At 32.8% G+C, this 18,579-nt stretch carries 17 protein-coding genes; all 17 read right to left on the bottom strand.

The genetic code is table 11. From position 1 onward, the window contains the following. Complete coding sequence (cobJ, locus tag ATO12_RS11795) at positions 1-1,356, bottom strand: precorrin-3B C(17)-methyltransferase (RefSeq protein ID WP_034242185.1); 1,356 nt, start codon at positions 1,354-1,356, stop codon at positions 1-3. After that, positions 1,353-2,045, bottom strand: a complete 693-nt coding sequence (gene cobI / locus ATO12_RS11790) for a precorrin-2 C(20)-methyltransferase (protein ID WP_205625237.1) — start codon at positions 2,043-2,045, stop codon at positions 1,353-1,355. The genes cobJ and cobI overlap by 4 nt, the downstream gene beginning before the upstream one ends. 5 nt (positions 2,046-2,050) lie before the next feature. After that, a complete protein-coding gene (locus ATO12_RS11785) occupies positions 2,051-2,635 on the bottom strand; it encodes a cob(I)yrinic acid a,c-diamide adenosyltransferase (RefSeq protein WP_034242183.1) in 585 nt (194 codons plus the stop codon). A 47-nt stretch (positions 2,636-2,682) separates the two neighbouring features. Further along, on the bottom strand, positions 2,683-3,774 hold the full coding sequence (gene cobW, locus ATO12_RS11780) for a cobalamin biosynthesis protein CobW (protein ID WP_034242182.1): 1,092 nt from the start codon (positions 3,772-3,774) through the stop codon (positions 2,683-2,685). A gap of 358 nt (positions 3,775-4,132) precedes the next feature. Continuing rightward, positions 4,133-4,975: a universal stress protein gene (locus tag ATO12_RS11775; protein WP_034242181.1), complete on the bottom strand. Its 843-nt coding sequence runs from the start codon at positions 4,973-4,975 to the stop codon at positions 4,133-4,135. 93 nt (positions 4,976-5,068) lie between these two features. After that, entirely contained in the window at positions 5,069-6,664 is a 1,596-nt protein-coding gene (locus ATO12_RS11770; protein ID WP_034242180.1) for a SulP family inorganic anion transporter, read from the bottom strand. Between the two features lie 115 nt (positions 6,665-6,779). Further along, positions 6,780-7,109: a hypothetical protein gene (locus tag ATO12_RS11765; RefSeq protein ID WP_131248823.1), complete on the bottom strand. Its 330-nt coding sequence runs from the start codon at positions 7,107-7,109 to the stop codon at positions 6,780-6,782. Continuing rightward, a complete protein-coding gene (locus ATO12_RS11760; protein ID WP_034242178.1) occupies positions 7,109-7,777 on the bottom strand; it encodes a TetR/AcrR family transcriptional regulator in 669 nt (222 codons plus the stop codon). The genes ATO12_RS11765 and ATO12_RS11760 overlap by 1 nt, the downstream gene beginning before the upstream one ends. 94 nt (positions 7,778-7,871) lie before the next feature. Next, positions 7,872-8,438 carry an RNA polymerase sigma factor gene (locus ATO12_RS11755; RefSeq protein WP_165583371.1) on the bottom strand — a complete coding sequence of 189 codons (567 nt, stop codon included), beginning with the start codon at positions 8,436-8,438 and terminating at the stop codon, positions 7,872-7,874. A 374-nt stretch (positions 8,439-8,812) separates the two neighbouring features. After that, entirely contained in the window at positions 8,813-9,481 is a 669-nt protein-coding gene (locus ATO12_RS11750; RefSeq protein WP_034242175.1) for a DNA-binding response regulator, read from the bottom strand. A gap of 12 nt (positions 9,482-9,493) precedes the next feature. Continuing rightward, a complete protein-coding gene (locus tag ATO12_RS24895; protein ID WP_051575782.1) occupies positions 9,494-11,470 on the bottom strand; it encodes a tetratricopeptide repeat-containing sensor histidine kinase in 1,977 nt (658 codons plus the stop codon). A 32-nt stretch (positions 11,471-11,502) separates the two neighbouring features. Beyond that, positions 11,503-11,658, bottom strand: a complete 156-nt coding sequence (locus tag ATO12_RS26085) for a hypothetical protein (protein ID WP_165583370.1) — start codon at positions 11,656-11,658, stop codon at positions 11,503-11,505. Positions 11,659-12,233: 575 nt separating this feature from the next. Beyond that, positions 12,234-12,473: a hypothetical protein gene (locus tag ATO12_RS11740; protein WP_034242174.1), complete on the bottom strand. Its 240-nt coding sequence runs from the start codon at positions 12,471-12,473 to the stop codon at positions 12,234-12,236. 766 nt (positions 12,474-13,239) lie between these two features. Beyond that, positions 13,240-13,995: an endonuclease/exonuclease/phosphatase family protein gene (locus ATO12_RS11735; RefSeq protein ID WP_165583369.1), complete on the bottom strand. Its 756-nt coding sequence runs from the start codon at positions 13,993-13,995 to the stop codon at positions 13,240-13,242. Between the two features lie 122 nt (positions 13,996-14,117). Beyond that, positions 14,118-16,061 carry a glucosamine-6-phosphate deaminase gene (nagB, locus tag ATO12_RS11730; protein ID WP_051575781.1) on the bottom strand — a complete coding sequence of 648 codons (1,944 nt, stop codon included), beginning with the start codon at positions 16,059-16,061 and terminating at the stop codon, positions 14,118-14,120. A 170-nt stretch (positions 16,062-16,231) separates the two neighbouring features. Continuing rightward, a complete protein-coding gene (locus ATO12_RS11725) occupies positions 16,232-17,131 on the bottom strand; it encodes an ROK family protein (protein WP_034242173.1) in 900 nt (299 codons plus the stop codon). 10 nt (positions 17,132-17,141) lie between these two features. Then, a complete protein-coding gene (locus tag ATO12_RS11720; RefSeq protein ID WP_034242172.1) occupies positions 17,142-18,578 on the bottom strand; it encodes a sugar MFS transporter in 1,437 nt (478 codons plus the stop codon). Position 18,579 lies beyond the last annotated feature (1 nt).

The following is an 18,579-nucleotide window of genomic DNA, read 5'->3' as shown; positions in this document are numbered from 1 at the left end:
TTATAATTTAGCTTCTTCTAGTGTAAATGCTGCATTAACAATAGCCGCTGCAAAATTACTACCTCCTCGTTTTTCGGTAATTAACGCATACGGAATATGGGATATTGTTTTTAGTCGTTCTTTAGATTCTATGACATTGATAAATCCTACTGGTGCTCCAATAACTCCTGTCGGAGATAATATCCCTTCTTTAATCTGATCTGCAATCTCAATTAATGCTGTGGGTGCATTTCCGATAACAAATAGTGCGTTGGGATATTTTTTTGCTGCAAGTTTTATTCCTGCCTGTGTTCGTGTTAATCCTTCTTTTTCTGCAAGCTGAAGGGATTCTTTATCGTTTAATAAACAAATTACCTGATTATTGTATTTGGCAGTATACGCTTTTGTAATGCCTGCAGCTACCATAGTTACATCGGTAACGATTGTCCCTCCATTTTTAAGATAATCATGCCAGGTAGCAATTGCATGCTTAGAGGTCTCCAGGTAGTTTATATATTCAAAATCACCAGAGGTATGAATACATCGTATTGCGGCCCATAAAGCATCGTTTGCTAATGTATGAGGTGGGATATTATCTAATATTTCTTTAAAGCTAGCTTGTTGTATTTCTTGACCGGTTTCAGGTTTCCTATTCAAATATCCTCTTGGTGTGATCAGATGATCTTTATACTTGAACGTTTGACTATTTCCTATCAATACTACACAAAACATATCTACCTCATCGATATCTAACTCTGCTAAAGTGGTGATTTTAATCTCTTCTTCTGCTCTTCCTAATTGTTTACATATTGCTACAGGTGTAGTTTTGGGTCTATACTTAAGGTAAATAGTTTTTAACGCTCCCAATTGCCAATACCGTTTTTTACTTTTAGGATTATACAGCCCTGTTACAAAATCCCCCATTGCTGCAGCGTGGATGCGTTTCTCGATTGTGGTCCAGGGAGTCATTAAATCTGATAAGGAAATACAACAAAAATCATGACCTAATATAGCTCCTAATTTACTTCCTGCTGTGATAAATGCAGAAATACCCGGTACTGTCTCTACAGGAATATCTAATTTTTGCTCTGCAACTTTTTGATATACTATAGATGCCATTGCATATATACTGGCATCTCCAGAACCAATAACGACAACCTGTTCCCCTTCTAAAGCATGCTGTATTGCAATTTCTGCTCTTTTTTCTTCTTCGCTTAATTCTTTACCGATACATAAAGCATCAGGACATACCAGATGTTGAATAAATTGAAAATAATAGTGATATCCAATGATTACAGAGGCTTCTGAAATTGCCTGTACTGCCATTGGAATAATATAATCTGAATGCCCGGGACCTAGTCCTACAACTTTGATCATTGTTTGATAATTAATAAAGAGAAATATGGAATTTCTCTATTGGCCAGAGTGGTTAAATCTGTTGTTATATATTCTTGATTGGTTCCTAAACGTTCACAATAATAACATTTCCAATCTTTCTGTACTAATTCTGAGTGAAAATCATTCCAACCAGAGCGTATTTTCATTAATATTACAGTATCAAATTCTAAAAAGTATTTAGAGATTTCTGTAATATTTTTTACTCTTGGAACGATTGCAATTTTATCATTAAGTAAACTTAATGGTATTTGGTGTTGTGATGCACCTAACGAAAAAGAATTGATTCCGGGGACCAAAGATACTGGTAATTGTAATTCTTGAAGCCCTGCCAATATATACGAAAAAGAAGCATATAAACTAATATCTCCTTCACATACAATTGCTATTTTTTTTCCAGTTTGATAAGCTTTTTCAATATCTTTTACCGTTGCTACATAGGTTTCTGAAGCCTCTTGGCGATCGTATGACATGTTTAGAAAAAACCCTTTTAGCTCTTTATGCTCTAATCCATGATATTGTAATATAGGATATACAAAGCTCTTTTTTTGATCTTTGGTAATAGATCCTGGATAAAAAATAAGATCGACTTCTTTTAATATCCGTAACGCTTTAAGCGTAAGAAGCTCTGGGTCTCCTGGTCCTAAAGCTATTCCATAAATTGTGTGCAAAATCGTTATGTTCTTTTCTTTTTTCTTTTATACAAAAACAATTGCCATTTTTCTTCAGCTACTCCAGCTTTATCCATTTCTGCTCTGGCCATGGTGAAAAATAAATCTGATAGTCTATTAATATAGGCAACCACATATTCTTCTACAGATTCGGGATCTTCGTGCATTAAAGTAACCAATCTGCGTTCCCCTCTTCTTATTTGTGTTCTACACACATGACATAATGCAGAAATTTCATTTCCTCCTGGTAATAAAAAATAATCAGATGGAGAGCTAATATTGTCTTCCATCTCATCCATCCATTGTTCACAAAAATCTGCTCCGTCTTTAGGTCTGGGATTAGGGTTTTCTTTTTTAGAATCTGATGGCCTCGCAAGGTGTGACATCATATCCATAAGATCTTTTTGGATTTTATGAAGATTTGGCTGCCACTCATGATCATTACCTAATTTTGCACGTAGTAACCCAATAGTAGAATTTGCTTCATCCAAAGCTCCATTACATTCTATACGTGCAGAATCTTTAAATTCTCTTTTTCCTCCAAAGACTCCTGTCTTACCTGTATCTCCTTTACGTGTGTATATTTTCAAGGGATTAAAATTTTAAGTTAATACTAAAAAATCATATCAATGAATGGTTATACTCCTTCTCCTACCAGCAATTTTTCTTCTAATATCTCTTGAATCTTTTGTTCTTCGAGTTCTTCGCCAATAATTACTAATCGAGTAGCTTTGATTTCTCCATCGATCCACTTTCTGTCGAAATAGTTTTCAAACCGATCTGCCACTCCCTGAACAATCATACGCATTGGTTTACCAGGTACATGAATAATTCCTTTAATCCTGTAAATATGATGTTCTGCTACTAGTGTTTTTAAATTTTTGATTAGTGTTTCTGGAGTATGAGGTACTTTAATTTCTATCACAATAGAATTAATCGTATCATCATGATCGTGGTCGTGATGGTGATGACCGTGTTCATCATGGTCATGATGATGATGGTGTTCATGATGAGAATGTTTCTCATCTACATGATCTTCGGCTTTGGCATCAATTCCTAATAACACATCGGCAGGAATATTACCTTTTACTGCAGAAATCAATTTGATGTTACTACCAACACGATTCTGGATAATATCTCTTACTTGGTTATATTCTTCTGTATTGATTAAATCTGATTTTGTCATTATAATCAAATCTGCACAAGATAGTTGATCTTCGAATAATTCTTCGATAGAAGACTCGTGATCCAGGTTTTCATCTTCTAATCGTTGAGATTGTACCTTATCACGGTCACATATTTCGCCTGTGGCCTGTCCTACACAATCGACAACAGTAATTACAGCATCTACCGTGATTTGTGGTTTCAAATCAGGCCAGTTAAACGCTTTTAATAATGGTTTAGGTAATGCTAATCCAGAAGTCTCGATAATAATATGATCAATATCCTGTTTACGCTCCATCAATTGAAGCATGGTAGGTAAAAACTCCTCCTGTACCGTACAGCATAGGCATCCATTACTTAATTCTAATATATTTTCTTCTTCACATCCACAGTCGTTACCTTTTAGGATTTCTCCATCCATTCCTAATTCTCCAAATTCATTAACAATTATTGCCAATCGTCTACCATTTGCATTTTTAGCAATTTGATGTATTAAAGTCGTTTTACCAGATCCCAGAAATCCGGTAATAATCGTTACTGGTATTTTTTGTGTGTTTAAAGCCATATATTCTTATCAAAAATGATTCTAAGCAAAACTATCTATTATTGCTTAAAGGAAAAAACAAATTATGATATGTTTATATTAGATTGTACTCCTAGTTTTTGTAATGGTCTACTTATAAAAATATATTAGATCGTTTTTTTACGATTTCACCTCATCATTAGTCTGTAAACATGCATTCATTTCTATTGACAATCTATAATTAAAAAAGCTGCCTAAAAATCATTTTTCAGACAGCTTACTTTTACTATTATGATGATCGATTACTTAAAGATGATTCCTAAATAGAATACCATTTCTGATATAGACCGTGTTATTGCACCTTGTCTCTATTTAGTATTTCCTCTCATCAACAGCATTTTTAGTTATCCAGTATAAGAACTGGCACATTTGTTTTATTTATGGTTTGTTGAACTTTAGTATTAAACCCAATTGATTTGCTTAGTTTTTGTTTGACTTCTCTTTTTACGCAAAGCAATCCTAATTTATTTTTTTCAATATATTTTGAAAGTCCATTACCATTATCCATTCCTTCTTCAAACTCAAAAATTACTGTATTTTCTGCAATAGATTGCTCTTCGGGTTGCGAAAATGCTGTTGGTTTTTTAAGTATAGAACCTGTTTTCTTTATTTTAAACAATTTAAAAGGTGTATCGGTACACTTTTTTAAATCTTGCACAATCCCTACTTCATTTTGTATAGAAATATCATCAAGAAAACCAAGAGATACATTATGGCCTGATATAAGATGCTTATCACTTCCAGAAATAAGAATTCCTCCTTTGTGATGTTTCAGTAAATAAGAAGTTAGTCCACCTCTTAAAAGATTCACTCGTTTAGGTTTTCGTTTACCAATAACAACAATATCCGGCTTTGTTTTAGCAATGTGACTTTGTACTTCGGTAATAACATTTCCGAAAGCAAAACTGTAAATAACAGGGATATTTTCGGTGTCTGATACAGTATCGACCAATTTTTGCATTGCCTTTTTTGATGCAATTCTTTCTTCGTCCAATGTTCGTAATGCTGCTATTTGGTTGTCATGCTGAACAACCTGCATAGGTGATTTTACATAAAAAACCTCTATTCCTGCATCTATAACCTTTGCCAAATTCACAGCATTACGTAAAGCTGTGTATGAGGATTTGGTTTGATCAATTAATACTAATAATCTGTATTTTGTTTTTAACATACGAGTTTTCATCTGTTCTTTTTATTGTTTTTTTAGTTGTCTCACCATTGAACATCTTGGTTGGTATCTACTCAATTGTTATGGCTCATTTCATAAGTTTTTATTTTAAGCGCTTTTAGGGCGTAATCTGAAAAATTGAATAAAACTGTCTGGGTTTTCTATAGTGCCTCTTTCTGAGATGAGCTGAATGTCGATATTCCTATTTCTTGCTTTTTCAGAAAAATCTTCAAGAATTTCAATAATATCATTATCTAAATATCTTGTTTTTCGAACATCAAGTTCTAAATAAGTATCTCTGGGAAGACTATCCAATTCTTTAAGAATAGCACCTTTATTAAAGAATGTTACTTCTTCTGCCAATGTCATCTTTATTTTATGTTTGCCATTACTCTTATCTTCGATATGTAAGAAATGTGAATTTTGAAAACTTTTAATCAAAATAACTACGATACCTACTAATAATCCCAGTCCAATCCCTATCAAAAGATCTGTAAATACAATACCTGTAACCGTAACTATAAACGGAACAAATTGTTTCCAACCTAATTGATACATGGTTTTAAATAATCCTGGTTTTGCAAGCTTATATCCAACGATAAAAAGAATTGCAGCTAATACAGATAACGGAATCTTATTTAAAAGTTTTGGTATTAAAATTATAGAAATTAACAGCAAAAAACCATGTAGGATTGCTGCCATTTTAGACTTACCACCTGATTGGATATTTGCCGAACTACGAACAATTACCTGGGTAACAGGTAACCCTCCGATAAGTCCAGAAATAATATTCCCCGTTCCCTGAGCCAATAATTCTCGATTGGTTGGTGTTACCCGCTTACGAGGATCTAGCTTATCGGTAGCTTCTACACACAATAAAGTTTCCAGACTAGCTACTAAAGCAATAGTAAATGCAGTTACCCATATTTGTGGGTTAGTAATAGCTCCAAAATTCGGAAAACTAAATTGCGCTAAGAACGAAGATGCATCTTCTGGTACAGGTACACTTACCAAATGTTCTGAAGATATCCCCCAGGTACTATTTCCTGCGGTAACAATAAAGTATATAATACCGGCAGCAACTGCTACCAAAGGTCCTTGAATAAGCTGAAATATTTTTCCTTTTTTAGAGAGTACATTACTCCATAAAAGAAGAACTCCAAGACCGATAATGGCTATTAAAGTAGCTCCAGGACTAATAGCATTAATTGCATTTAAAATTTCTGAAAACGTATTTTCTCCATCTACCTGAAAGAATGCAAAATCACCTTCTGGATCTGCATCATATCCAAAGAAATGTGGTATTTGTTTAAGTATAATAATAATACCTATACCTGTAAGCATTCCTTTAATTACTGATGATGGAAAATAATATCCAATAATTCCTGCTTTCAAAAAACCAAATGCCAATTGTATCACACCACCCAAAACGACAGCCAAAAGGAAGTTTTGATACCCTCCCAATGCGCCAATGGCAGTTAATACAATTGCAGCAAGCCCAGCTGCTGGGCCACTAACACCAATTTGGGATCCACTCATGGCTCCCACTACGATACCTCCTACGATACCTGCAATCAAACCAGAAAACAAAGGAGCTCCACTGGCTAAAGCGATACCTAAACATAGAGGTAACGCCACAAAAAATACGACAATACTCGCCGGAATATCGGACTTTAAATTTTTAAATAAATTTGAATTATTCATAGTTATTTAGATTTGAAAAATGTCATACCCGTTAGGTACAAAACATTGAGCAATTAATAAGTTATTATGTAAATGATAAGCTCCATAGTAATGGAACCTGATTGAAATTTGATAACTACACCTGTTCGGGGGGTGGAATGGGAATTTCGAGATTGAAATCATAATGAGGTTGTAGTACTTGATAACAAAAACATTCTGAAGCATAGATAAAATGACGATCATAAGAATTTAAAATTTTAAATTCATTTTTTTCATCCTTACAATCATCTTCCTGTTTTTCTTCTTCGTCAAAATCTTCTTCCCAATCTACTTCAACTAATTCGATATCATCACTAGCAAAAAGTGCAATAGTCTTCATTATTGGTTGTATCAACATGCTTACAAACACAACGATAAACGAACTATACTTTACAACGCTAAATATGTTATAACAAAATAATCTCATTACACAATAGTTTTTTGTACTAAATCAGTATAAAATCTCACTACATTGTTTTTTCCTTCTTCTACATCGGTTAAAGAAGGAAGGTGTTGAGAAAAATAGCGTTGGTGGTGTGCTCCCTCAATTACTGTTGAAATAAGCATATGCGGGAACTCAAATTTTGGATTTATCTCCAAAACCATATCACTCACTCTTTGTACAACTCTTTTATAAGTTTTATAAAATCCTTTTTTATTTTCTTCGTCTATATCCTTTGTATGATATGCTTTAACAGATTCTGAAATGATAATTTTATTAAGTAGTATCTCGTTAATAAAAGTAAAAGAGTTGTCTTCTTTTACTTCTTGAGTAAATAGTGTGATAGCGATGTTCAATTTATCTTTTGCAGAGGTAATATTTGTCGTTGCAAAAACCAATTTATACTCAATCCAACTCCAATACCAATTGATCAAGTATACCAATAACGCATGCTTACTTTCAAAATAACGATAAATCGAACTTTCATTAGATCCTATAGCAACTCCCAGCTTTCTAAATGTGAAAGACTCAAAGCCTAAATCATTTATCATCTCTATACTAGTCTGTACTATTTTCTTACCCAAATCAGAGGATTCAGGATTTTTGGTGTATAACTCTGGATTAATTGTTATATGTATTGGTAAACTTTCCATCTAGAAAAGCAAAGATATGAAAGTATTACTATTAAATCGAGGTCGTTTAACTATTTTTTATGAAAGTATAATATTTATAAACCTCTGATATAGGCTAACATACCACCTTTAACTCATTATACATTGGATCTTTTTCGATCATATTTAACAGTTTCTTTTTGGCTTCAAATTTCTTTTTTCTGGTATATCCTTCAGAATGTCCTAAGATTTTCGAAATTTCTTTCATTGATTTTCCTTCAAAGAAAAGAGATAACAGTTTCTTATTCTCTATACTTAGTTTTTGAAAGTGTTTTCTATAAAGATGTTCGCGTTCTTGATTTTCGATATCGGCTACTAAAGAATTATGGGTTCCTTCTTCAAAATGATACCACCCATCATCGATAACGAGTTTTTTCTTTTTCTTTAATCGATTCCTCCACAGGTTTTTACAAACCCCATAAAAATAGGTTTTTATTGGTACTCGCAGCTCTAAAAGGCCAGATCGTAATTTCTGATATAACACAACTAAAGCATCCTGAAAAACATCTTCTACATCTTCAAGATTTCCATTATTGCGAAGAATATATCCCTGAATGTATCGTATATTTTCTTTATAAAAACAGGTTAGTATTTTCTCGTCCCCATCAATGATTCCCGCTATGATTATTTGATCGTTATTCATCATTATTGTGAGTTTGTATCTTTTAGGGTTTAGGTAATACCATGTATCTTTTGAATTTACTGAGATAAAATATTCTTTTTTCACTTCAGTTTCAGAATGAAAATAAACCGTTCCCCAACTATGCTTGATTTTCATTCATCACTGAAGCAAAAAAATCTTAATTTTCTTTTCCGGTAAATTCAAACAACAAATAGTATAAGCTCATTGTCATTTATCGCTCACTTGCCTTTATGATACAAACATAAATCGACTACATTAGATGTCAATACAGATTTCTGTAATGGAGTCTATTTTTTTACAAAAAAGTCATTATATCCCTTTTGAAGACGTTTAATACTTCTGTACGATAGAAGTTTAGATTAAGGTAAAAAAAGCTATAATATTCCTAAATCCTTTACAATAGCTACCAGGTGAGTTGTATTTTTTGCTTTGAAGTCATCAAAAAGTTTACTTACTCGTTTATCGATAGCGCTCTCACTGTTTGGAGATATATTTTGTTTTTTAAGTTTGATTCGGATTTCTTTTTTGGTAAACCCCTGTGATAACTCTTCTAACAGTATGATATCCAAATCATCCAGGTGAATCATCGTGTTTGCAGCAGAATTATTGGTAATCTCTGGCGGCCATACTGTATTGCCTTGATACACGCCTTGTACACAAGCTACTAATTCTTGTATTGCATCCTGGCCTTTACAAACGTATCCATCGATATTGAGGTTTTCGAATAGCATATTAATTTTGTCTGGCCTGTCTTCCTGTGAGTATACAATTACTTTAATATCTGGTTGTATGCTTCTGATATCTTTTATGAGTTCGATACCCGAAGTTCTGGTTTGGATTTTGTGATCTTCTCTAAATGAAAGATCTGTGATCAATAACTCAAAAACTTCCTGGTCGTTATGTGCTTTTCTGAATTTTAGATAGGCATCATCACAATATTTAGCTTCCTCAATATTGTGGATTCCAATTTTATCATTTAGTACTTTTATAATGCCTTGGTTGGCAATTTCATAGTCTTCTGCTACCAATACTTTAGAAAACATCTTACTGACTTTTTAATTAGGGATTTGTATTTCGGCTTTAAAGCCTTTTCCTTTTTCTGAGTCAAAGATAAGTGTTCCTTGTATAGCTCGAATACGGTTTTCTGTATTTCGGAGTCCATTTTTGGATTGTAGATGCTCTTCTGTTATCCCTACACCATTATCAGAGTAGGTAATCGTAAGGGTATCATTAGCATTAGAAAACCTTAATTTAACCAGACTGGCCTGGCTATGTTTCTGCATATTGGTCATTAATTCCTGCAATACTCTGTATACCGTTATTTTTACGGTTTTATCCATCACATTCCAATCAATTCTATCAAATCCTATAGCGATTAGCAGAATCCCATTTTGGTTATAGTTTTGCAACATGTTATTTAGTTCTTCGGGGTAGGTGTCCCCGGTTTCAAACTCATTATTTTCGCGTGAGATATCACGTGCTTTGAGGTAAGTAGTATTGAGTTTATCCTTGATATGAGGGTCGTGAGGATCCTTTTGATATTGCATCATCACCTGAAAAATGTCATTCCCCAGTTCATCATGCAATTGTTTAGAAATACGGGTTTCGGTTTCGTAACTGGCTTCAAACTGTATTATTTTATTTTGCTGGTTGAGATGATGCATTTGTTGTCTAAAAAAATAGACTATAAATCCAATACCTGTAATTAATAATAGCATCCCGAGGAGGTAGATTGTATTTTCGTTACGAACCTCAGATATTTTTCTGTTTTTTTCTGCGTTCTCCTTGAGTAAGTTTTCGTTCTCGAATCGTGTAGGTGCATAGATTTCTCGAGTCTTTTTTCGAAGCTGCATAAGCTTAAGACTAGCTTCTTTAAAGCGTTGATGATCTTCTAAAGAATTTGGATCTAACTCGGTAATCAAAGTTAATACTTGCAGTAATGCTTCATAATTGCCAAAATCTTTTAAGCTTTGGTAGGCTTCCCGTGCATGATATTTTGCTTTTTCTACATCTTTATTTCTATAATACTTAGTAAGATGTATATTACTTGCAAATAAACCAACTAAGTTGTTGTTTTTTAACCTTATCCTATACGCTTTCAATAGCATGGTTTCACTCTCTACATTCTTTGGGTTTTGAAGGAATTTGATATACCCCAAGTTATTTAGAATTTGTGCATATCGTGTACGTTTTTTGATTACGTTCTTATCTTTTAGTAAAGATTGTAAAATACCAATACTTTCTTCATATTTTTTTTGCTCTGCTAAAATATTTGCACGAGTGTTTTTAAAAACTGGTAAGAGGTGAATTCCAACTTTCTTTTTAGCAATTGAATCGTTAAGTAATTCTAAGACTTTAGAATTCCAAAACAAAGCTTTTTCAGGGTTTTTTAACTCATTGAAAGATATCGATATACCGTGATACAATCCAGATATCATTTTGTATTCAGAAGAATTCTCTACATATTTTAAACCATCTGTAGCCGTAGTTTTGCTGGCATTGTGATCTCCTAAAGCAATTTGAATATTAGCCATTGCCTTCAAAGACCTCCCTGCATTAGTACTATCCTTAAGATCTCTATGAACCTTAAAAGACTGATTATAATATCCAAAAGCTTCCAGGTAGTTATCCAGTTTTTTATTATAAAACCCTAACTTATACAATGCATTTCCTATATAAATACTATCCTTATTTTGTTGAGCCAGTTGTAATAGCACATAAGATTGTTCTATCGCTTTTTCAGGACCTTTATACTTATTAAGCAACTTTATATATAACGAGAGTCCTTTATGGTGTAACGAATCAATTTCCAACTTCCTGGTTCCTTGTAAAAAGTTGTCTATAGCCTCTAACCTCTTTTCTTCTATATTTGAATTATTGGAGGCTATATCATAATAGCTATGTAAAGAATCGATCTTTTTGATTATAAAGGGAGAAATCGTATTATCAGTAACATCATAATTACAGGAATTAAAGAGAATACCTGTTACTATACCAAAAAAAAAGAGGGATAAAACTGTATATCGTTTCATCCCCCAAAAGTACTAAATTATAATGATTAAGATTAAATCTCATCATCTTCAATTACTTCATCATTCCCAGTAGTACTTAACACTTCTGTTTTTAGGGTTTCGTTTTCTTTAACGCTATCATCTGGCGTACACGAAGCAAGGTTAACTCCTAAAAGTATGGCTATTAGTATGTATTTTAAAGTTTTCATTGTTGCTAAATTTTTTGTTTTCCAAAGTTTAGGGTACGCCCATAGGTGTCAACCCCAGATCGGTATGTTGTTACATACCCATTACCTATGGGAATCATCAATTGGTTTTTGGGAAAGTGTGATCCTATACAGTTGCGATACCCTACTTTCCCCTTTTGGGTAGCAGCAAACTGTAATTTGGATGTTTTTGATGGGTCAGTTTTCTGTATTTTCTATGCAATCCAGGTTGTAACCCTAACAATTTGTTAAGTTTACACGTTGTGGATATTGTTTTTTTAGATATACTTGGTTTTCAGGTTTTACACCAAAAACTATATATAGTTCTAAAAATCCTATAGTGTTATAGAAAATACTGGTTGGTAGTGTCGGTAACAGTTAGAGTATGTAATTAATGTATTAGCAATCTTACATGGTTAGATACTTGATCGATTATTCTGCTTGGTTTTTCATATTAGCACTTGCTAATACGGTGTGTTATTGCTCGAATAGAAATCGATGTTTTTCTTACTATTGTTTAGCTTACCTCGAGAGGCAAACTCAATCACTTATACGAATTATCATTACTCTTATAAAGTTTACGAAACGAATACTTTACAAGAAACATAACTGCCTTTGATTACTACTTCACGGAAGTTTTTACTTATAATTTGAAGTGTTTCTTCCAATCTTTCGCCATCTAATGATTCGGATATCACTTTTGGAAGAGGATTAACAACCGAAGTATATAAACCCATCCCAAGGACTCTTCCGAATGCATCGGTTAACAGATGTTTTCTGTCCTCCTGTCCTTTTTTAGAATTTTGATTATACTTCATTGTTTTATTTTTTGGTTAATTAATTACTATATAAATGTTCAGTATACATACGTATTCTTTTTACGTAGTTAATTACTATTATTTTTCTAAAAACTGAACAAATAATATACTGCTTGTATTGAGATACAAAGATACGGATATTTTTAAGATTCTGCAACTATTTTTTAATATTAATTTATTGATTATCAGTTATTTACATTCAAAAATAAGCAAAGAAATCCCTGTCCGTTTTATAACAGATTTTGGATATTTTGGCAATCATCTAACTATCTGATACTTGCTTTCCAATCACTTACTCTTTATGTCTAATTAGCTTTTAAGCATTCCTTTAAAATTTTACTTACTTCCCTTTAAATTTTTTTTATAATACATTACCATTTAAGTATGTTTTTTTACTATTTCTCTCTACTGGTTTTATCATTACGATCAGGTTTTATGTTTATGAATGTGTTCTATATCAAAAAACCCGAATAAAAAAAGCGTCCAATTTCTTGGACGCTTGCTATATTATATCGTTTTCTAATTTATTTCATTTCAAAAAACAAGTACAATAGTCACATAGCGTCCTCTCTTGCAGAAAGACTCCATTAATCCATCGATAATCACACGGATTAAGCCGCAACATTAATGCCATATGTATACTATTGTGTTTCATTTTGTTATACAAAAAATAACGATTTTCGTCTTATTTTCCAAATTAATGCGCAAATATATGTATTTGAATATGAATTCGATCCTGGTGATGATCAAAATTTAATAAAGTATCTTATTCTATTCTAATTAAGACTGGTAAATGATCTGAAAGCAATAGGTTATTCTTTCTTCTATCATCAACATTGGTATAGCTATTCACTATTATATTTCTGGTCAGGATGTAATCTATTCTTGAAGTTACCTTTTTTTCTAAATTGAAGCCATTAAAAGTTCCTGTTGGACCATATGGAGGAGTTTTACTAATCTCAAATGAATCTTCTAACCTGGTTTTTAATATCTGAATAGGTTTTGAGTTTGGCAAACAGTTTAAGTCACCAATTACTGCAATGCGCTTATCTTCTATTTTCATCTTTTTTATTAGACTCAGTACTAATGTAGAAGAATTTTCCCTTGCTACTTCTCCAAGGTGATCATAATGGCAATTAAAAACATGGATAGTATCATTGGTAGATTTATCTCTAAATTTACCGTAGGTCACAATTCGCTCCATTGCAGCATCCCAACCGATAGATACCGTATCTATTTTTTCTGAAAGCCAAAATGTTTTGGTTGCAATCAACTCAATAGTATTAGTATTAAAAAATAAAGCAGCATATTCTCCTTTTTGGTTACCATCTTCTCTGCCTACACCAATAAAACTATAATTTGTTAACATGGTGTCTACATATTTTACCTGGTCGTTTAAGCCTTCTTGAATTCCTAAAATATCGGGAGAGTAATATTTTATCATCTCTACTACATCTAGTTTTCTATTCTCCCACCAATTTTCGTTATCATTAGGATTATTATATCTTATGTTATAAGACATTATAGATTTTTGAGCACTAAGGTTCAAACTAATGAATACTAATAGAGTGATCAGCTTTATATTTCTCGGCATTTTTTGGTTTTATGATTAATAATGAAAATCTATATATAGAGTAGTATTACTTAAAAATAATACCTTTTAAAAGCTTCGATCCCAGCATAATCTGTCAACCCCAGTTTATGATATTTCTTTGCGGTATCTTTATTACGTTCTTCTGCTCTTACCCAAAATTCTCTGGTATCATCTCCTTGAAACATCACATTATCTTTTTGAGATTGATGAAAAAATATTGCTTTTCGTTTTTTAAGTACCTCATCAGGGCTTAGAGGAACAGCCATTTCGATATCATGGATATCCCATTCCTGCCATGCACCGCGATATAGCCATACCCAACAATCTTTCATAAATTCTTCTTCCTTACTATTTTCTATTACTTTGAACAATATATCCAAACAGACTTTATGGGTTCCATGAGGATCTGCCAAATCTCCGGCTGCATATATTTGATGTGGTTTTATATCTCGTATTAACTTGGTAAGAATGGCTATATCTTTCTCATCATAAGGTTTCTTTTTTACTGTTCCGGTTTCATAGAATGGTAAATCCAAAAAACTCACATGAGTATCAGGCAACCCCAAAAACCGAGTTGCTCCTAATGATTCTACTCTTCTTATGAGTCCTTTAAGGGTTCTGATTGCTATAGCATCAATAGCATTTTCTTTTTTCCTTTTAAGTTCGGCAATGATAGCATCAATATTTACATTTCCTACATTCTCTAATGACATGCTTTTGGCAACTTCTGCATATTTTATAGCTTCTTCGTCAGATACTGCTATATTTCCCGAGGTTTGATACGCTACATATACCTCATGTTTTTGTTCGATCAAACGAAGAAAAGTACCTCCCATTGATATTACATCATCATCTGGGTGAGGACTAAGAATCAAAACTCTTTTTTTATGAGGAGTATTACGTTCTGGTCGATTAGTATCATCTGCATTTGGCTTACCACCCGGCCAACCTGTAATGGTAGATTGTAATTTATTAAACATATCGATATTAAGATCATAGGCAGATCCTTTTTCTGCCAATAATCCAGACATTCCGTTGTCATTATAATCTTTATCGGTGAGTTTCAGTATTGGTTTTTGTACTTTCTGACTTAACCAGGCAATTGACTTATTTTTGATTTTTTCATCCCAAATACAAGGCTCAACTATCCAGGGAGTTTTAATTCTGGTTAATTCTCCAGCCGCTTCCTGATCCAGTACAAAAGTGGTGTTTTTATGTTCTTGTAGGTACGATGCAGGAATATCAGATTTTATAGCTCCCTCTATTGCTTCTTTTACAACTGGTGCTTTTTTATGCCCAAAGGCCATGATCACTATTCGCTTAGCTTTCTTTATCGTTCCTATTCCCATGGTAATGGCTCTTTTGGGGACATTTTCTATCCCAAAAAAAGCTTCAGCAGCATCAGATCGGGTGATGTGATTTAATGTAATAATTCGTGTTCCTGAATTTGGATGTGAACCCGGTTCATTAAACCCAATATGCCCTGTTCTTCCGATTCCTAATAACTGAAAATCTAAACCTCCTACTGCATTTATTTTCAACTCATAATCTATACAATACTGATAAAGATCTTTTTGCGACACCGTACCATCTGGTATATGGATATTCTCTGGTAAGATATCTATATGATTAAATAAGTGTTCATGCATAAAGTAATGATAGCTTTGCACATTTGTTATTTCCATTGGATAGTATTCATCCAAATTGAATACTATAACATTAGCAAAACTTAGATTGTCTTCTTTATGAAGTCGAACTAATTCTTCGTAAACCTTAATAGGAGACGAACCTGTGGCTAATCCCAAAACACAATAGTTTTGTTTTGCTTGCTTTTCTTTTATTAGTGCAGCTATTTCCTGGGCAATTACTATAGATGCATCGTCTGAGTTTTTGAATATAACATTGTGAATTTTTTCAAACTTGGTGTTTTCATAAATTCCCGCTTCTTTATAACTAATATCTATAAACCCTTTTAATTCAGCTTTAGTAATCATAATCCTTTTAAATTGTTATTAGATTTTACGATAAGAATAATTGTACTTACTCTTCTTCAAATTTATTATCACTAACAGTTTATGTAATGAAATCTATTTGTATTAATTTTTAAATTGCTTAATATCTCTAAAATGTACTGTTATAACCGTACATCAATGCTTTATTACCGTTATAATTCTTTAAAAAAATCATTATCTATTAATCTGGCTGCACCTATTAGAGCTGCACTCTCTCTAAGTGTACTTTTATAAATTGGTATGGTAATATTTAGTTTGTTAAGCGTTTGGATTAAGCTTTCTATAAAAAATGTCCAGGCGTTACTAATATTACCTCCGATTACTACGGCTTCTGCCTCAAAATCTTGCAGCCAGGGAGCTAGAAAAATTGCTAAATTCTCTGAGAATTCTTTAAAAATTTGTGAGGTTACCGTATTATCTTTTTCAAATCTAATGAGTTCTTTTACTCCACTGATTTCTTTATTAGTAATTTCTTTATAACGCTTTTGAAACCACACAGTAGAAAAATTGGTGTCTGCTATATCATTTCCGAATGGTAAATGATACAACTCTCCGTATAACGGAACTCCTTTTCCTTCTATAGTAGGAATTCCTTTTTCTAAAAAAGTAGCTCCCAGACCTGTTCCTAAAGTAATTGCAATAGCTTTATTAAAAGAAATCAACTCTCCTACCCAGGCTTCGCCTATTCCGAAACATGCTGCATCATTATAAAATCGAACAGAAACAGAGGGTTGTAGGTTTAATTTTTTAATAATATGAGCTTTAAGGTTAAGATTGCTTAGCTTCTGAAACTTATTTTCTCCATTACCAGGAAAAACCCCTTTTTCATAATCAAAAGGACCCGGCATAGCTATACCTATTCCTTTTAATTTTTGATTTCCTAAATTATCAATCGCTAATTCTATAGCGCTAATCCAGCTATCTAATATAAGATCTGAATCAGATGTATTACTAATTTTCATTGTATAGATGTTTTGTACTTGATTTGGTACATTTTCATCTATAATAGCTACGGAAATATGACTACCTCCGATATCTACTCCTAGAACCATTTTTATATTTTTAAAGTGTATGTTTTATCTTGTATCCAACCAGACCATAGAAAATTAAATACCCATAGCATATCATAGGTATAAAAAAGGATAGTTTAATCCCTATATAATCTGCTACTACTCCTTGTAATAGAGGTATTAGTGCCCCTCCAACTATCATCATTACTAATAATGAAGATGCTTGACTTGTATGTTTTCCTAAATCTTTTATCGCTAGTGTAAATATATTTGACCACAAAATTGAGTTAAATGCTCCAATCGCTATGGCGCTCCAGAAGGCTAGCTCTCCATTACACAAGATCATGGTCAATAATAATATTATAATTATTCCTGCAAATAAGGTTAATACTTTTGAAGGTTTAGTGCCTCCTATGAGGAAAAACAAATAGTTACTAATTAAGAAAACTACAAACAGCCAAATTTTAGAAAATGATAAAAATTGTAATGAAAATGCACCATCGTCAATCTTTATTGCAGTAATAAAATAAAGAACAAAAAAGAACAGAATCGACAACGAAGCCATAAGGAGATACTTTTTCGCTTTACTGGTAATTTCACTCATAGATACCGATCCTAAAAACCTTCCTATCATTGCGCCTCCCCAGTAGTACGATAAAAATACTCCTGCCTCTGCTTCTTCCATTCCCATAATGGTTTCCAGGCCGAAGAAATTTATCAAAAAACTACCAATGGATACTTCACCACCTACATAAAAAAAGATAGCAAACATACCCAAAACAACATGCCTAAATTTTAATACTCCAAGTCCTTTCTCTATCTTTTCGTTATTGATAAAAGATGGTAGCCTAACAAATTTTATAATAATAGCTAATATAAAAAACAGGCTTCCGTATATCAGATATGGTATTTTTAAAGAATCTACTGTAATTTCGCCATCAGAAAATACTTTATACAGCAATATTGCACCTACAATCGGGGCCAGGGTAGTACCAAAAGAATTAAATCCCTGAGCCAGATTAAGTCTACTTGATGCCGTTTCTGACTTTCCTAGTATGGCGGCATATGGATTAGCAGTAATTTGCAAAATTGTTACCCCAGAAGCAAGAACAAACAAGGCTCCTAAAAAAATAGGGTATCGCTGATAACTAGCTGCAGGGTAAAAAAGGCAACAGCCAATCCCACACAATATAAGTCCTATAATAATTCCGTTTTTATATCCTATCTTAGAAATGGGGTCACCTATACTTACCGAAGTAATAAAATAAATAAGAGAAATAATAAAAAAGGCACCAAAAAAAGCAAACTGTATTAATGCCGCCTGAAAATAACTAAGTTCGAAAACAGCCTTTAAATGAGGAATTAACACATCATTCATAACCGTAATAAAACCCCATAAAAAAAACAAAAAGATAATTGCAAAAAAAGGTCTATTATAATTGTTTTGCCTTTCTGCTTTTGTAAGCAAAGAGTTGGTTATATCTGACATA

The organism is Aquimarina atlantica (genome assembly GCF_000626715.1).
In the GTDB taxonomy this organism is placed as follows: domain Bacteria; phylum Bacteroidota; class Bacteroidia; order Flavobacteriales; family Flavobacteriaceae; genus Aquimarina; species Aquimarina atlantica.
Note: the sequence above shows the minus strand (reverse complement) of the source record. Positions and strands in the feature narration are given on the sequence as shown.

Coding starts and splice junctions, on each gene's coding strand:
- ATO12_RS11755 (WP_165583371.1), bottom strand. CDS start 8,438: ATGAATAACGATCAAATAATCATAGCGGGAATCATTGATGGGGACGAG.
- cobW (WP_034242182.1), bottom strand. CDS start 3,774: ATGGCTTTAAACACACAAAAAATACCAGTAACGATTATTACCGGATTT.
- ATO12_RS11725 (WP_034242173.1), bottom strand. CDS start 17,131: ATGGTTCTAGGAGTAGATATCGGAGGTAGTCATATTTCCGTAGCTATT.
- ATO12_RS24895 (WP_051575782.1), bottom strand. CDS start 11,470: ATGAAACGATATACAGTTTTATCCCTCTTTTTTTTTGGTATAGTAACA.
- ATO12_RS11770 (WP_034242180.1), bottom strand. CDS start 6,664: ATGAATAATTCAAATTTATTTAAAAATTTAAAGTCCGATATTCCGGCG.
- ATO12_RS11740 (WP_034242174.1), bottom strand. CDS start 12,473: ATGAAGTATAATCAAAATTCTAAAAAAGGACAGGAGGACAGAAAACAT.
- ATO12_RS11765 (WP_131248823.1), bottom strand. CDS start 7,109: ATGAGATTATTTTGTTATAACATATTTAGCGTTGTAAAGTATAGTTCG.
- ATO12_RS11760 (WP_034242178.1), bottom strand. CDS start 7,777: ATGGAAAGTTTACCAATACATATAACAATTAATCCAGAGTTATACACC.
- ATO12_RS11720 (WP_034242172.1), bottom strand. CDS start 18,578: ATGTCAGATATAACCAACTCTTTGCTTACAAAAGCAGAAAGGCAAAAC.
- ATO12_RS11735 (WP_165583369.1), bottom strand. CDS start 13,995: ATGTCTTATAACATAAGATATAATAATCCTAATGATAACGAAAATTGG.
- nagB (WP_051575781.1), bottom strand. CDS start 16,061: ATGATTACTAAAGCTGAATTAAAAGGGTTTATAGATATTAGTTATAAA.
- ATO12_RS26085 (WP_165583370.1), bottom strand. CDS start 11,658: ATGAAAACTTTAAAATACATACTAATAGCCATACTTTTAGGAGTTAAC.
- ATO12_RS11750 (WP_034242175.1), bottom strand. CDS start 9,481: ATGTTTTCTAAAGTATTGGTAGCAGAAGACTATGAAATTGCCAACCAA.
- cobJ (WP_034242185.1), bottom strand. CDS start 1,356: ATGATCAAAGTTGTAGGACTAGGTCCCGGGCATTCAGATTATATTATT.
- ATO12_RS11775 (WP_034242181.1), bottom strand. CDS start 4,975: ATGAAAACTCGTATGTTAAAAACAAAATACAGATTATTAGTATTAATT.